Here is a 16114-nt window from a genome sequence, read left to right as displayed (position 1 = left end):
GCCTGAATTTTATTGGGAATTTCCATGAGTCGTTCTGAAAAAATTACCGTATATAAAGCGCGCAGCGTTATCACCATGAATCCTATGCAGCCGCGCGCCACGCATGTGGCGGTTTGCGATGGCAAGATTCTTGGGGTGGGCGACGAGGCATCGTTGAGTGGCTGGGGACACGCCACTCTGGATGAAACGTTTGCCGACAAGGTGTTGATGCCTGGGTTGGTGGAAGGCCATTGCCACTTGATGGAAGGCGGCATGTGGAACTTTGTGTATGTTGGGTATTACGATCGTCGCGGCCCCGATGGCCGCTTATGGACGGGGCTTAAAAGCTTCGAGAGTGTGGTCGACCGGCTGAAAGAAGCGTACGCCGCGCGTGAGAACGCTTCCGATCCTGTATATGCCTGGGGCTTTGATCCGATTTACTTCGGTTCGCAACGCATGACGACGGCGCATCTGGATCAGGTGTCGATCAATAGCCGCGTGGTGGTCTTTCATGCCAGCGCGCACTTGATGAACGTGAACACCGCCATGCTGAGCGAGGCGCAAATTACCTCGGAGACCGACATCGAAGGCGTAGTGCTGGATGACGACGGACAGCCGACGGGGGAGCTTCAAGAGTTTGCCGCCATGTACCTGGTGTATCGCAAGACAGGCAATATTTTCTTCGACGCGGGCCAGACAGAAAAAGGCATTTGGAACTTCGGGAAAGTGGGACAGCTTGCCGGGGTGACAACGGCGACTGATCTGGTCAACGACCTGAGCGAAGCCACGATAACAGCCTTGACCAGCGTTACGAGCAGTGATGATTACCCGCTGCGCATAGTGCCGGCCTACGCACCATTGCGCGACCAAGAGAACAAGGCGCTGGAACGCGTGCTGCCTGCCATCAAGCACAATAACGACAAGTTGCGCTTTGGCGTGGTCAAGCTTGTTGCCGATGGGTCGATTCAGGGCTTTACCGCAAGGCTGCGCTGGCCCGGTTACTACAACCCGCCAGCCGGCGCTCAAAAAAATGGCTTATGGCTGATTCCGCCGCATAACCTGAAAAATATTATCAAGACCTATCACGATGCCGGGTTGACCGTTCATATTCATACCAACGGCGACGAGGCGACAGAAGTGACGCTCGACGCCATCGAGCAAGTGCTGGAAGAAAGTCCGCGCTGGGATCACCGCCATACGCTGCAGCATTGCCAAATGGCTGATGCTTACCAGTTCAGGCGTATGGCTAACCTGGGTGTATGCGCAAACCTGTTTGCCAACCATATCTATTATTGGGGCGATGCGCACTACACAATGACGATGGGTCCGGATCGTGCTAATCGCATGAACGCGGCTGCTACGGCAAAAGCGACAGGCGTTCGCTTTTCCTTGCACTCGGATGCACCCATTACGCCGCTGGCGCCGTTGTTTACTGCGTGGTGCGCCGTGAACCGCACAACGGCATCGGGCCGGGTGCTTGGCGAAAGCGAGCGCATATCGGTGCAGGATGCCTTGCATGCCATGACACTGGGCGCCGCTTATACGCTGAAGCTGGACGGCGAGATCGGCAGTATCGAAATAGGCAAGCAGGCCGACTTCTGCATACTCGAGGACGATCCTCTGGAAATCGCGCCCGAGTCGTTGAAGGACGCGCGTATTTGGGGAACAGTATTGGGCGGCAAAGTCTTCCCATGCCCTAAGTATGACTAAGTCCGCGCAACTTCCCATGACTGTGCTGGGCGGCTTTCTCGGTTCGGGGAAAACCACCTTGCTCAACAACATTTTGCGCGCTCCGCACGGGTTGCGCATTCTGGTCATGGTCAATGACTTCGGCAGCCTGAACGTTGACGCTTCACTCATCGAATCAACCAACGGTGCACAGGACGTGATCAACCTGACCAACGGTTGCGTTTGTTGCTCGATGGGCGGGGAGCTCGTCAATGCGCTCTTGAAGGTTGAGGCGCTGGCGCCCGAGCTGGATTGGTTGATTATCGAAGGCAGCGGTGTCAGCGACCCGAGGAAAATTGCGCAAATAGGCAAGGTGGGGGGTAACTTTTTGCTCAAGTCCATCGTGACCGTTGTTGATGCGGGTTCAGTGCGCCAGATGTCCGAGGACCGCTATGTCGGAGATGTGGTGTTGCAGCAGATCGAAGCGGCCGACGTGATTGTGTCGAACAAGCTCGACCTGATCGACGACGAACAACGTATTGATACAGGCGCCTGGTTGCGCAAGCATGCTCCATCGGCATCAATTTTCGAATCGGTACAGGCCCAATTGGACTGGGAGGTCTTGCTGGATAGCCCTTTGCCGGATGGTTCCAGTTCCAAAAGCACAGCAGACTATGACTTGAAACTGGTGCGGCCCTTCGGCGTGCCGAGCGAGGGCACGGCAAGAAATTTCGCTACGTTGACCATTCAGCAGAATGGGCCTTACGACGAAACGAAGTTAAGAATCGTACTGTCCAACTTGCCCGAATCGGTGTTTCGCATCAAAGGCATTGTGGCGGTGGGCGGGGATGCCCGGTCTTACCTGCTGCAGTATTCGCCTAACAAGCAGTTCGAGCTGCAGCCCGTGATGCAGAATCATTCCGGGCTTGATGGCAGGTTGGTCGCAATAGGCGACAGTGATTTAAATAAGGGTTCTTTGGAGCGGCTGTTCGGTTCCGCGGAGCTTTGAGTCAACAACGTAATGCAAGCAGGTAGTTATTTCCTAACGGAGGAATTATGTTCCATACCAATCGCCTGATCAGAGTTATTGCAGTTGGATTGTTTTCGGCCTCGGCCTTGTTTGCAGTTGCCGCCAATGCAGAACTGCCGCCCAATGGCAAGAAGGGCGGGTCGCTGACCATTCTGTCCAACTCGGCCATCAACTCCCTGAATCCCGCCATACAATCCGGCGTCGCCACCGCAGTACCAGGGTCGCAGCTGTTTGCCAGTTTGTTATTGGTCGATGACAAATGGCAGTTCCACCCTTATCTGGCGGACTCGTGGGAAAAGTCCGATGACGGCAAGGCCTATACCTTCAAGCTGAATAAGACGGCGGTTTTTCATGACGATAAGCCGATCACCTCTGAAGATGTTGCCTTTTCAGTGATGACGGTGAAAGAAAATCATCCTTTCGGCAAGTCGATGTATGCCAATCTTGAAGGGGTTGAAACGCCTGACCCGCATACGGTGGTGATCAAGTTTTCAGAACCTAATCCCGCGCTGTTGCTGGAAGTCTCCACGCCAGCCTTGCTGCCGATTCTGCCCAAGCATATTTACAGCGAGGGTCCGATTCGCAGCAACGCCTACAACAACAAGCCCATTGGATCGGGGCCATTCAAGTTTGTCGACTACAAGCCTGGCCAGTACCTGACCATGGAGCGTTTCGACAAGTTCTTCAAGGGGCCCGCCAATCTGGACAAGATCACGGTGGTGATCATCAAGGACGGAAATGCGGCTACGCTTGCGTTGCAACGCGGCGACATCCAGTACGCGCCGTATCCGCCGTTGCGCCTTTCCGATATCGACCGGCTCAGCAAGAATCCCAAGTTGACGGTGTCCCATAAGGGTTACGAAGGTGTCGGCGCGATCACTTGGCTTGAATTCAATATGGTCAAGGAAGGTCCATTGCAAAATGTGAAGGTCCGGCAGGCCATTTCCTATGCCATCGACCGCAAGTTCATTACCGAGAAGCTGCATCAAGGCCAGACCAAGCCTATTTTCAGCCCCTTGCATCCTGACAGCCCGTTTTTCAACAAAGATCTTGATCCTTACACGCTGAATCTGGACAAGGCCAACAAGCTGCTGGATGAGGCGGGCTTTCCCAAAAAAGACGATGGCAACCGTTTCTCCCTGACGCTGGACTACATTCCGACCAACCCGGATTTATCCAAGAACGTTGCAGAATACATGCGCCCCGAGTTGGATAAGATCGGCATCAAGATTGAATTGCGTCCTTCGCCGGATTTCCCCACCTGGGCGCGCCGTATATCCAACTATGACTACGACTTGAATATCGACCCGGTATTCAACTGGGGCGATCCAGTCATCGGCGTAGCGCGTACATACATGAGCAGCAACATCCGCAAGGGTGTCGTGTGGGCCAACATGAGCGGCTACAAGAACCCGAAAGTCGACGAGTTGCTGACGCAGGCAGCCGTTGAAGACGAGCCCGCGAAGCGCACCGCCTTGTATCACGAGTTCCAGAAAATCGTGAACGAAGAACTGCCGGTGGCGTGGTTGTTTACCTATCCTTCGAACACCATTCACGCCAAGCAATTGTTGAATACGCCGGAAGGCATTTGGGGGGCATTCGCGCCTTTCGATAGCGTTGCATGGTCCAAGTAGTAAGTTGATATCGGTCTTTGGGTATTTTTGTATCCAAAGACTGACGCTGCTTTCTACGTTTGTTCACGCCGGAAGTCGTCACTGCAATTATTAAAGAGAAGCTATGTATCACTCACGTCGTCTGATCAGCATTGCCGCAGTTGGATTGTTCTCGGTCGCTACTTTGTTTTCCACTCTTGCTAATGCCCAGCTCCCTCCGAACGGGAAAAAAGGCGGTTCTCTGACGGTGCTGTCCAGTTCAGCGATCAACTCACTGAATCCTGCTTTACAGTCGGGCACAGCTACTGCCATTCCAGGTTCCCAATTATTCGCCAGCTTGTTATTGGCAGATGATAAATGGCAGTTTCATCCTTACTTGGCAGACTCTTGGGAAAAGTCCGATGACGGCAAGGTTTATACCTTCAAGTTGAATAAAACAGCGGTTTTTCATGACGATAAGCCGATCACCTCTGAGGATGTTGCCTTCTCAGTTATGACGGTGAAAGAAAATCATCCTTTCGGCAAGTCGATGTATGCCAATCTTGAGTCGGTTGAAACGCCTGACCCACATACGGTCGTGATTAAGTTTTCACAGCCGAACCCTGCGTTGCTGCTGGAGGTTTCAACGCCCGCCTTGCTGCCGATCCTGCCCAAACATATTTATAACGAAGGCCCGATTCGATCCAACCCTCACAACAACAAGCCGATAGGATCTGGGCCATTCAAGTTCGTGGATTACAAGCCTGGCCAGTATCTAACCATGGAGCGGTTTGATAAGTTTTTCAAAGGGCCTGCCAATCTGGATAAGCTCACTTTGGTGATTATGAAAGATGGCAACGCGGCTACGCTGGCATTGCAGCGCGGCGATATTCACTACGCGCCGTATCCGCCATTGCGAATCTCTGATATTGCACGGCTCAGCAAGAACCCAAAGCTGGCGCTTTCGCGCAAAGGCTACGAGGGGGCTGGTCCGTTAACCTGGATTGAGTACAACCTGACAAAAGAAGGACCTTTGCAGAATGTGAAGGTCAGGCAGGCGATTGCCTATTTGATTGATCGGGATTTTATTACCGAGAAGCTGCAACAGAATCAGACCAAACCGGCTTACAGCGCGCTTCATCCAGCAAGTCCGTTCTTCAATAAAGACCTTGAGCATTATTCCTTTAATCTGGATGAAGCCAATAAGCTGCTGGATGAGGCGGGCTTTCCCCGAAAAGACGGTGACGTTCGGTTTAAATTAACGTTGGATTATTTTCCTGGCAGTCCCGATCTAACTAAAAATGTAGCGGAGTACATGCGCCCGCAACTGGACAAAGCCGGTATCACTATTGAGCTGCGGCCTTCTCCGGACATGCCCACCTGGGCGCGTCGTATTTCTAACTATGATTACGATTTGAATCTCGATATTGTTTATAACTGGGGCGATCCGGTAATTGGTGTAGCGCGTAGTTACATGAGCACCAATGTTCGAAAAGGTGTGGTTTGGGCCAACATGAGCGGCTACAAGAATCCGAAAGTCGACGAGTTGCTGACGCAGGCGGCGATCGAAGATGATCCTGCAAAGCGTACCGCCCTGTATCACGAGTTCCAGAAAATCGTCAGTGAAGAGTTGCCGGTGACATGGCTAGGCACCTATCCTTCAAACACCATTCATGCCAAGCAATTGTTGAATACGCCGGAAGGCATTTGGGGGGCATTCGCGCCTTTCGACGACATCGCTTGGTCCAAATAGTGTTGAATACCGGATTACGCTCCAAACGGGGTTAATCCGGCATTCTTCTGCTCGTTATCGAGGACTTATCCCGAGTTCCGCAGCCCCGCAGCGATGCCATTAATAGTCATGTGAATGGCGCGCTGCGTGCGGCTTTCCCCTTCATCGCCTTGGCCCGCTTTTTGACGCGCCGAACGATGGCGCTGCAGTAGCTCAACCTGCAGGTGATTCAGGGGATCGATATAGGCAAAGCGCTCGCTTAGCGCAGCTTTCAGCAATTCATCCTGAGCCAACAGTTCATGCTGGGTAATGCGCTTGAACATGGCCAGCGTCAGGGCGAATTCCTGCTCGATGCGGCTAAATACCTCGGTGCGAAGTTTCTTGTCAGGCACCAGGGCGGCATAGCGCCGCGCGATATCCAGATCGGTTTTTGCCAGCACTTGCTCCATATTGGACAGCAGCGTTCTGAAGAATGGCCAGATTTGCGCCATTTCCTGAAGTTGCGCCAGGCGTTCTGCAGAGGTGGCTGGGCTCTTCTCGCACCCGTGTTCGATATATGCCTGCAACGCGGTTCCCATACCGTACCAGCCGGTGAGCATGACGCGGCACTGGGCCCAGGAAAACCCCCAGGGGATAGCGCGCAGGTCTTCTATCTTCTGGCTGGCTTTGCGTGCAGCCGGGCGCGATCCAATATTCAGGCCGGCGATTTCCAGTATCGGTGTGGAGGCGAAGAAGTAGGAGTTGAACCCCGCGGTTTCATAGACCAGCGCCCGATAGCTTTGCTGCGCAACATTGGACATGAACTCCAGCGCCGAACCGAAATGGGCCATGTTGTCGTCTTCTGTCTGGGCTGCCGACAAGTTGGGCGTCAGGCTGGCTTCCAGTGTTGCGGCTACAAAGGTTTCCAGGTGCCAGCGGCCGACTTCGGCATCCTTGTATTTGCTTTGTATGACCTCGCCTTGTTCGGTCAGGCGTATTTGGCCATTGACCGTACCCGGCGGCTGGGCCAGGATGGCGTCGAAACTGGAGCCGCCGCCTCGGCCCACCGACCCGCCGCGGCCATGGAAAAGACGCAAACGCGTTTTGCGCTTCTTGAAGACCTGCACCAATTGGCGCTCTGCGCGGTAAAGCGCCCAGTTGGATGTGAGGTATCCGCCATCTTTGTTGCTATCGGAATAGCCCAGCATGACTTCTTGTATGCCGTCCTGGTCGTGACGAACCCGGGCGGCCACTTCCGGCAGGTCAAGCCAGTTGGCCATGATTTCCGGCCCGCGCATCAAGTCGGGGATGGTTTCAAATAACGGCACCACCATCAGCCCCGTGTGCTGCTTGGGGGTGCCATCGCGAGACGCAGGGGAAATCAGGCCGGTTTCCTGTTGCAGCACCAATATTTCCAGCAAATCGCTAAGGGTCTCAGTGTGCGAGACAATGGCTTGCTGAATGGCCCTTTCACCATATTTCTTGCGGCAAGCCGCGGCGGTACGCAAGATGGCCAGCTCTTTTTCTGTCTCGGCGCTATAGGCGATCCAGGGCGATACCAAGGGGCGCACTTGTTTGCATTCTTCGCGCAACAGGCTGATGCGATCTTCCTCCGACAGCGAACTGTAGTTGACGATTTTGCCGTTGAATCGGACTTCGGCCGCCTTGAAGAGTTCGGTCAGTACGCGCTCGTGCACATCGGAGCTTTGCCGCAGGTCGACCGTAGCCAAGTGAAAGCCAAAAATGCTGACTGCTTGAAGCAGGCCCGATAGGCGCAGTTGAGCGATAAGCGAGCCGTGGTGCCGGTTGAGCGAGTCGGCAATGATTTGCAGATCGTCCTGAAATGCCTGGGCGTCGGGATAGGGCGGGGCGCTGTAAGTGGTGCGCAGGGCCAATTGGCGGCCAGTCAGCGCCAGCGAAGTTGCCGCCATGCGGGCATATAAATGGATGAAGGCGCGGCGGTAAGGCTCGTCAAGACGATGCGCAGACGTGTCTTGGCTGGATTCCGACAGGGCCAGGAGCTCGGGACTGGCTTTGCCCAGCGAATGGGAAATCGATATTTCGGTGCCCAGCTCTTTAATCTCTAGCAGATAGTGCTGCAAGACCCGAGTGGATTGCCGTAGCAGGGCTTGTTCCAGAGTTGCAGCGTCCACATTGGGGTTGCCGTCCCGGTCACCGCCTATCCAGCTGCCCATTCGCAGGAACGGCGGCAGTGCAGCGGTGTTGACGTCAAATACGGTTCGGCCTGGCCGCTGCAGCCGGGCTGACAGGTCTTGATAGAGCCGCGGAATAGCTGTCAGGAAAGTGCTGGTGTAGTAGCTCAGCGCATTGTCGATTTCGTCGAGCACAGTCAGCTTCTGGCGGCGCAGCATACGAGTCTGCCACAGCGCGGAAACCAGGCCCGCGAGGCGTTGCTGAGTCAGCAACCTTTCAGAGGGCGTGAGTGTGTCGCCGCTATGCACCAGTTGCCGGGCTATTTCACGGTGCAAGTCCAGGGTGCTTTTGCGCTGGACTTCGGTGGGATGCGCGGTAAGAACGGGAACGATGCTGGCGTCTTCCAGATAGCGCAGGATCTTGCGGTTGCCCACGCCTTTTTCTTTGAGCAGGTCGAGCGCATGCTGGAGACTGCCGCGCATGGGGGTTTCGGCGCCCAATTCGTGTTGCCGCTGGCGTCGATTCTGGTCGCGATCTTCGGCAATATTGGACAGATGCAAAAAATAACTGAAAGCCCGCGCCACGGAATTGGCTTCCTGGTCGGCCAGACGGCTGATTTGCCGTTCGAGCACCTTGGTGTCTGCCACATTGCCTTCGCGGCGAAATTTAACCGCGGCCCGTCTTAGCTTTTCAATGACGTCGTAAATCGCCTTGCCTTCGCATTCCTTGACGACTTCTCCTAGCGTTTTTCCAAGCAATCTGATGTCGCTGCGTAGGGAAGATGGTTCCGTGCTTGGGGTTACGGGCTGATTCACTGGGTCTCCTGGTGTCTGGCCTGTTGAATTTGATTTGATGGACACAATCATACAAGTACCTTATGCCGTGAACCAGTGCGCTGGCAAAAAAACCGACAAGAAAGTTATCATTAGCACTATTTGTCAACCACTTTCCAGAGATAGAAATGCCGCAATATCGTTCCCGCACTTCCACCCATGGTCGCAACATGGCTGGCGCGCGCGCCCTTTGGCGCGCCACCGGTATGCAGGACGGCGACTTTGAAAAGCCCATCATCGCTGTCGTCAATTCGTTCACCCAATTTGTTCCGGGTCATGTCCACTTGAAAGACATGGGGCAATTGGTGGCGCGGCAAATTGAAGCGGCGGGCGGCGTAGCCAAGGAATTCAACACCATTGCCGTGGACGACGGTATTGCCATGGGCCATGGCGGCATGCTGTATTCGCTGCCATCGCGTGAACTTATCGCCGATTCAGTGGAGTACATGGTCAATGCGCACTGCGCAGACGCAATGGTCTGTATTTCCAATTGCGACAAAATTACGCCCGGCATGTTGATGGCTGCCATGCGGTTGAACATTCCTGTCGTATTCGTTTCCGGCGGCCCCATGGAAGCCGGCAAAGTCATTGAACCCGGCACGCAAAAAGTGTTGATGAAGCTGGACCTGATCGATGCCATGATCAAGGCGGCCGACTCCACGGTAAGCGATGCAGAGGCGGCCGAGGTTGAACGCAGTGCATGCCCGACCTGTGGTTCCTGTTCCGGGATGTTTACGGCTAACTCGATGAATTGCCTGACAGAAGCGCTGGGCCTGGCTTTACCGGGCAACGGCACGGTGCTTGCCACACATGCCCGGCGCAAAAGCCTGTTTGAGGGCGCCGGCAAGCTGGTGGTTGAGTTGTGCAAGCGCTATTACGAACAGGACGATGATTCCGTATTGCCGCGCAACGTAGCCAACGTACAGGCCTTCGAGAACGCGATGACCCTGGACGTGGCGATGGGCGGTTCCACCAATACGGTGTTGCATTTGTTGGCTGCAGCCCAGGAAGCCGGCGTGGACTTCACCATGTCCGACATCGACCGTATTTCGCGCCGCGTGCCTTGTTTGTGCAAGGTGGCCCCGGCGACCGATAAGTATCATATCGAAGACGTTCACCGTGCCGGAGGCATCATGGCGATCCTTGGCGAATTGGCCCGAGCCGGCTTGTTAAACCTGGACGTGGGCAACATCCATAGCGGTACGCTGGGCCAGGCCATCGCCGCATGGGATGTCAATAGCGGCCAAGCCACGCAGGCCGTACACGACTTGTTCAAGGCCGCGCCGGGCGGGGTGCGGACCCAAGTCGCATTCAGCCAGGACCGTTATTACCAGGAACTGGATCTGGATCGTGAAAACGGCTGCATCCGCTCCAAGGCGCATGCTTATTCGCAGGACGGCGGCTTGGCCGTACTGTATGGCAACCTGGCGCCCAACGGCTGCATCGTGAAGACAGCTGGCGTCGACGAAAGCATCTTGAAATTCACCGGTGTGGCCCGGGTATATGAAAGTCAGGAAGACGCGGTCGATGGCATCCTGGGTGATGCGGTCAAGTCCGGCGATGTGGTCATTATTCGCTACGAAGGTCCCAAGGGCGGCCCCGGTATGCAGGAAATGCTGTATCCCACTTCCTACCTGAAATCCAAGGGTTTGGGTAAAACCACAGCTCTGCTGACCGATGGACGTTTTTCTGGCGGATCTTCCGGGCTGGTCATTGGGCATGCTTCGCCCGAGGCGGCAGAGGGCGGGAATATCGGGCTGGTGAACGATGGCGATACGATAGAAATCGATATTCCGAATCGCACGATACGCTTGGCGATCACCGATGCGGAACTTGCTGCACGCCGTGATGAAATGCTCGAGCGCGGCGCCCAAGCCTGGAAGCCGGTAAACCGCGACCGTTTTGTTTCGCAGGCCCTGAAAGCCTATGCAGCATTGGCGACATCAGCGGATCGCGGCGCAGTCCGGGACGTGTCCCAGCTTGGTTGATTGGCAGGGGCCGTAATTAATCGGCCCCAACCTGTGGCGCAACTTTGCCTTCAGGCCACCACAGCACGACGTGCTGGCCGTCCTGTTGCGCCTCGGAAACCTTTAGGGCCACAAGCTTGCTGGGCTTGCATGGCCCCCCAGTGCATTCCCCAGTGTCGGGCTTGAAAGTAGCCCCGTGGCGGGCGCACATCAGCAGGTCGCCGGCCCGGGTGAAAACACTGTTCTCCCAGTCCAGTTCAGAGCCCATATGAGGGCAGCGATTCAGGTAGCCATAGGCTTGCCCGTTGTAGCGTACGAAGAAAGCCGTAGTGGGGTCGTTGCCGTACGTAACCGCAAGCTTATGCGCCAATCCTGAGTCGACGAGATCGCTGGCAGCGCAGACCGTGATGGGTTGTGTGGATTCGATCATAAGCCTCCGGCACATTGAACGACAGTGCCTGTCATGTACGACGCAGCCGGGGATAATAGCCAGACTATGGTTTCCGCGACTTCTTCGGGATGCGCCAGGCGCCCCATCGGAATTTTGGGTGCAACCCGTTCGGGTCGACCGGGTTCGCCGGCTGTCGCGTGGATTTCGGTAAGTGTAGAGCCGGGTGCGACGCCGCATACGCGTATTCCAGTTGCTGCGATCTCTTTGGCCAAACCCAGGGTAAAAGTCTCGACCGCAGCTTTGCTGGCGGCATAGTGTATGTATTCGCCGGGGCTGCCGGTGCGCGCTGCGACGGACGACACGTTGATGATGACGCCGGTCGTGCCGTGCCGCTTGAAACTGGCCAGAGCCAGGCGCGAGCATTGTATGGTGCCGAATACATTGACCTGGAACACCCGTTCAATGGTGGCGTCGGTGGTGTTGGAAAAAGGGCCAATGGGCCCCGTGATGCCGGTGTTGTTGACCAGGGCAGTCAAGGGCCCGAGCGTTTGCTCGGCAGTTTCAAAAATGCGGGGAATGTCTTCGGGCTTGCCGACATCGCCTTGCACGGCAACCGCTTTGCGGCCTTGTTGCAATACGGCTTGCACGACACGCTGTGCAGCAGCTTCGTCTTTGAGGTAGTTAACGGCTACGTCAAAGCCATCGCGGGCGGCGGCAATAGCCGTTGCCGCCCCAATGCCGCGACTGGCTCCGGTGATGAGAACAACGTGGTTTGATGGCGCCATGGCGTTTTCCTGGTTGAGTACTTATCCAGGCATATTATGCGTCAATCGTGTCTCTGGCGGCTGGGGGGCGACGAGTGGCGGCGAAGGGGTTAAACTCCTTTTTTGACTCGTGCCACGCCGCCTGTTGTGCATGGCTCCCAATTCAGGAAAGGAAAGAAATGAGCACAACCAAACGTCTGCGGTCTGCGAATATCACCCAGGGCGCGGCTCGGGCGCCTAACCGGTCCATGTACTACGCGCTGGGCTACAAAGAAGAAGATTTCAACAAGCCCATGATAGGCGTGGCTAACGGGCACAGCACGATTACGCCTTGTAATAGCGGCTTGCAGAAGCTGGCCGATGCCGCGATCGACGCTATCGAAACGTCGGGCGGTAATGCGCAAGTATTCGGTACGCCCACCATTTCCGACGGAATGGCCATGGGTACCGAAGGCATGAAGTATTCATTGGTATCGCGCGAGGTCATTGCCGATTGCGTGGAAACCTGTGTACAGGGCCAGTGGATGGACGGCGTGGTCGTCATCGGTGGCTGCGACAAGAACATGCCTGGCGGCATGATGGGCATGTTGCGCGCCAATGTACCGGCTATCTATGTATACGGCGGCACCATTCTTCCCGGGCGCCTGAATGGTAAAGATCTGAATATCGTCAGTGTTTTCGAGGCTGTAGGCGAGAACGCGGCGGGTCGCATGAGCGACCACGAGCTCAAGCAAATCGAGCTGCATGCCATTCCGGGGCCAGGCTCTTGTGGCGGCATGTATACCGCCAACACAATGAGCTCGGCTTTCGAAGCCTTGGGCATGAGCCTGCCTTATTCGTCCACCATGGCCAATGTGCACGACGAGAAAACAAACTCGGCTGCAGAGTCGGCCCGTGTGTTGTTAAAGGCCGTCGAACTAGACTTGAAACCGCGCGATATCGTCACGCGCAAGTCGATTGAAAACGCGGTTAGCGTGGTCATGGCGACCGGGGGCTCAACCAATGCCGTGCTCCACATACTTGCTATCGCCCACGCGGCGGATGTCGAATGGACCATCGACGATTTCGAGCGTGTGCGCAGGCGCGTGCCAGTACTTTGCGATCTCAAGCCCAGCGGCCATTTCCTGGCGGTCGATTTTCATAAAGCCGGCGGTGTGCCGCAGGTCATGAAGATATTGTTGGATGCCGGCCTGATTAATGGCGACTGCATCACCATTACCGGGCAGACCATTGCCGAAGTCCTGAAAGACATACCGGGCACGCCGAGCGCCGATCAAAAGGTTATCTTCCCGATTGACCAGGCACTATACAAAGAAGGCCATCTGGCCATTCTGAAAGGCAATCTCTCGCCGGAAGGGGCCGTGGCCAAGATTACCGGCCTGAAGAACCCTGTCATTACCGGACCTGCCCGGGTGTTCGACGACGAACAATCGGCGCTGCAGGCCATTCTTGACGGCAAGATCAAGGCCGGCGACGTCATGGTCTTGCGCTATCTGGGGCCCAAGGGTGGTCCGGGTATGCCTGAAATGCTGGCGCCGACTGGCGCGCTTATCGGTGCGGGCCTGGGTGATTCAGTTGGCCTGATTACCGATGGCCGTTTTTCGGGCGGCACTTGGGGAATGGTGGTGGGCCATGTCGCTCCTGAAGCGGCTGTCGGAGGCGTCATTGCCTTGGTGCACGAGGGGGACTCGATCACGATAGATGCTCATCAGCTGGTGCTCGAGCTGAATGTGCCAGCGGATGAAATCGCTGCTCGTCTTGCCGTATGGAAGGCGCCGGCGCCTCGCTACACGCGCGGAGTACAGGCCAAGTTCGCCTTTAACGCGTCCACAGCCAGTACAGGTGCGGTGCTGGATAACTTCTAAACGCAGCTTATTTGATGAAAGCGGCCCTGTGGCTTATTAGCAGCCACAGGCATACGCCCGCTGGAACGATCAGGGTGGCGTAAGCCAGGCTATAGCTGCCGGAAACGGAAGCAATCAGGCCGAATAATGGCGGACCTACAACCACCCCAAAAAAGGTCATTGCCAGTGTACCGCCCGTTGCCATACCGGCTTGTCCGGGGGGCGCTTGCCGGGCTACTTCGGCCAGATACACACCGTTCCAGCCGACGGCGCTGCTGCCAAATAGCGATAGCACGACAATTACCAGCAACGGCGAATCGATAAATTGAAGCAGGGCGGTCGCAACGGCGCAAACTGCAATCAATATGGCCAATACGGCCAGCATAGTGGACGCGCCCAGGAACCTGTCGGCAATATAGCCCCACAATAGTCGTCCGACTACGCCCGCCGCCTGCGCGATTGCCAGGGTAAAACCTGCCACTATCAGCCCCATGCTTAAGTCTTCATGTAAAAACGTGACCAAGTAGGTTGTCAGCGACAATTGGGCTATGGAAAACAGGAATGACACGGCGGCAAGCACTGTAAGGCTGCGTTGGCTGAAGACCAGTCGCAGCGGCCCTGCCAGCCCATTTCCGAAAGAAAGGCGCTGCTTGCGATCTCTGTCGGCGTCCAGGCTGGCGCACAGGGGGTGAATAGCGGCAGTGCAAAGCAGGCATGCGGCGGCAACCACCAGAAAAGCCCATTGCCAGCCAATTATGTCGGCCAGGCTGGGAACGATCACGCCCGCCAGCACGCCTCCCAGAGGGACGCCTGTCTGTTTTATGGAAAACACCAGCGACATGCGATGGGCGGGAGTGGTGCGGGCAAGCAGGTGCGAGCTTGCGGGTGTGATAGGCCCATAGCCCAAACCGATCAGCATCGCGCCAATGGCCATCGCAACTGGGGATTCTATAGCGCAGGCTGCCACGCCTGCCATGCAAAGCAATAGCCCAATCTGGCTGGCGCGTATGGCGCCGAATCGTCGGACAGCGCCGCCGGAGAACAAGCTGGACGCCATGGCGGCAGCATAGGCGAGTGCAATGTACAGGCCGACATAGGCCGTTGATATGTTCAGGGATTTTGCGACGGCTGGGGCAACGACTGGCAGTGTCAGCAAGGCCATGGCCGCAAGAGATTGCACGGTCAAAGTGGCGACAAGCACTAATGTTGCCGATGGTGTGGGCTTCATGGCGAACCGGGATCCTGTGATGTATAGCGAAACAGGGCCTACGTTAACCAAGCCCGACATTACCTGGCGTATCATACTCTTTGTCTTATGATCAACGAGCCAACCCCGGAAAGGAGCGATCGTGTTAAGTCCCGAGCAACGCACCATACAGCGCAACATCATCAATGAACTTTGCGTAGATAGCATTTTCGATGCGGACCAGGAAATCGAGCGCCGTGTCGCGTTTATTGCTGACTATTTGGTCAGCGCCGGGCAGCACGCCCTGGTCCTGGGAATAAGTGGCGGCGTTGATTCCCTGGTGGGCGGTTGTCTGTCGCAGCGGGCAGTCCAAGCCGCCCGCGAGCTCGGTCATAACGCCAAGTTCGTCGCAATGCGCTTGCCTTACGGCGAGCAACGTGATGAAACCGACGCGCAGGCCTGCATCGACTTCATCAAGCCTGATCAGGTTGTCACCGTCAATATCAAACCCGCCAGCGACGCCATGCTGGCATCTTTGCTTGATGCCGAGGTGGTTTTTCGGGATGCAGGGCATCAGGATTTTCTGCTTGGAAATATCAAAGCGCGCCAACGCATGATTGCGCAGTACGCAGTAGCCGGAGCGCATGGCGGACTGGTGGTGGGCACCGATCATGCGGCGGAGGCCTTAATGGGGTTCTTCACCAAATTCGGCGATGGGGCGGCAGACCTTACGCCCTTAACCGGACTGAGCAAGCGGCGTGTGCGGGCGCTGGGCCAGGCCATGGGCGCGCCTGATGCTTTGGTGTTCAAGGTGCCTACGGCTGATCTGGAGTCGTTATCGCCCTTAAAGCCGGACGAAGACGCTTTTGGCGTGACTTATGGTGAAGTCGACGACTTCCTCGAAGGCAAAGACGTAACGCCGGAAGCCTATGAGGTCATATTGCGGACCTACCGTAATTCGGCGCACAAACGTTCATTGCCGGTCTTTCCGCAAG

The 16114-nt window shown here is 56.1% G+C and carries 11 protein-coding genes; 7 read left to right on the top strand and 4 right to left on the bottom strand.

The genetic code is table 11. The annotated features are described in order from the left end of the window. The first annotated feature begins 24 nt into the window (after positions 1-24). The 4 genes from ABWO67_RS03615 (at position 25) to ABWO67_RS03600 (ending at position 6022) form a co-directional block, all read left to right on the top strand. Positions 25-1689: an amidohydrolase gene (locus ABWO67_RS03615; RefSeq protein ID WP_353147638.1), complete on the top strand. Its 1665-nt coding sequence runs from the start codon at positions 25-27 to the stop codon at positions 1687-1689. Continuing rightward, positions 1682-2656, top strand: coding sequence for a CobW family GTP-binding protein (locus ABWO67_RS03610; protein ID WP_353147635.1), 975 nt, complete (start codon positions 1682-1684; stop codon positions 2654-2656). The genes ABWO67_RS03615 and ABWO67_RS03610 overlap by 8 nt, the downstream gene beginning before the upstream one ends. 47 nt (positions 2657-2703) lie before the next feature. After that, a complete protein-coding gene (locus ABWO67_RS03605; protein ID WP_353147632.1) occupies positions 2704-4311 on the top strand; it encodes an ABC transporter substrate-binding protein in 1608 nt (535 codons plus the stop codon). A 103-nt stretch (positions 4312-4414) separates the two neighbouring features. After that, positions 4415-6022: an ABC transporter substrate-binding protein gene (locus ABWO67_RS03600; protein WP_353147629.1), complete on the top strand. Its 1608-nt coding sequence runs from the start codon at positions 4415-4417 to the stop codon at positions 6020-6022. Between the two features lie 65 nt (positions 6023-6087). Here the strand turns inward: ABWO67_RS03600 and ppc are convergent, their stop codons facing one another. After that, positions 6088-9000, bottom strand: a complete 2913-nt coding sequence (ppc, locus tag ABWO67_RS03595; protein ID WP_502929956.1) for a phosphoenolpyruvate carboxylase — start codon at positions 8998-9000, stop codon at positions 6088-6090. Positions 9001-9095: 95 nt separating this feature from the next. On the opposite strand from ppc, the gene ilvD (ABWO67_RS03590) reads away from it, so the two are divergent. Continuing rightward, positions 9096-10955 carry a dihydroxy-acid dehydratase gene (ilvD, locus tag ABWO67_RS03590; RefSeq protein WP_353147623.1) on the top strand — a complete coding sequence of 620 codons (1860 nt, stop codon included), beginning with the start codon at positions 9096-9098 and terminating at the stop codon, positions 10953-10955. A gap of 16 nt (positions 10956-10971) precedes the next feature. Here ilvD (ABWO67_RS03590) and ABWO67_RS03585 read toward each other — a convergent pair whose 3' ends face one another. Then, complete coding sequence (locus ABWO67_RS03585) at positions 10972-11364, bottom strand: Rieske (2Fe-2S) protein (protein ID WP_353147620.1); 393 nt, start codon at positions 11362-11364, stop codon at positions 10972-10974. After that, positions 11361-12110, bottom strand: coding sequence for an SDR family oxidoreductase (locus ABWO67_RS03580; RefSeq protein WP_353147617.1), 750 nt, complete (start codon positions 12108-12110; stop codon positions 11361-11363). Before ABWO67_RS03580 ends, ABWO67_RS03585 begins: the two co-directional genes overlap by 4 nt. Before the next feature lie 158 nt (positions 12111-12268). Between ABWO67_RS03580 and ilvD (ABWO67_RS03575) the strand changes: the two genes are divergently transcribed. Next, on the top strand, positions 12269-13954 hold the full coding sequence (gene ilvD / locus ABWO67_RS03575) for a dihydroxy-acid dehydratase (RefSeq protein WP_353147614.1): 1686 nt from the start codon (positions 12269-12271) through the stop codon (positions 13952-13954). A 7-nt stretch (positions 13955-13961) separates the two neighbouring features. On the opposite strand, the gene ABWO67_RS03570 is transcribed toward ilvD (ABWO67_RS03575), so the two are convergent. Next, positions 13962-15161, bottom strand: a complete 1200-nt coding sequence (locus ABWO67_RS03570) for an MFS transporter (RefSeq protein ID WP_353147611.1) — start codon at positions 15159-15161, stop codon at positions 13962-13964. Positions 15162-15282: 121 nt separating this feature from the next. On the opposite strand from ABWO67_RS03570, the gene nadE reads away from it, so the two are divergent. Further along, a partial coding sequence (gene nadE, locus ABWO67_RS03565) for an NAD(+) synthase (RefSeq protein ID WP_353147608.1) occupies positions 15283-16114 on the top strand: 832 nt, incomplete at its 3' end.

The organism is Pollutimonas bauzanensis (genome assembly GCF_040393045.1).
GTDB classification, from domain to species: domain Bacteria; phylum Pseudomonadota; class Gammaproteobacteria; order Burkholderiales; family Burkholderiaceae_B; genus Pollutimonas; species Pollutimonas bauzanensis_A.
Note: the sequence above shows the minus strand (reverse complement) of the source record. Positions and strands in the feature narration are given on the sequence as shown.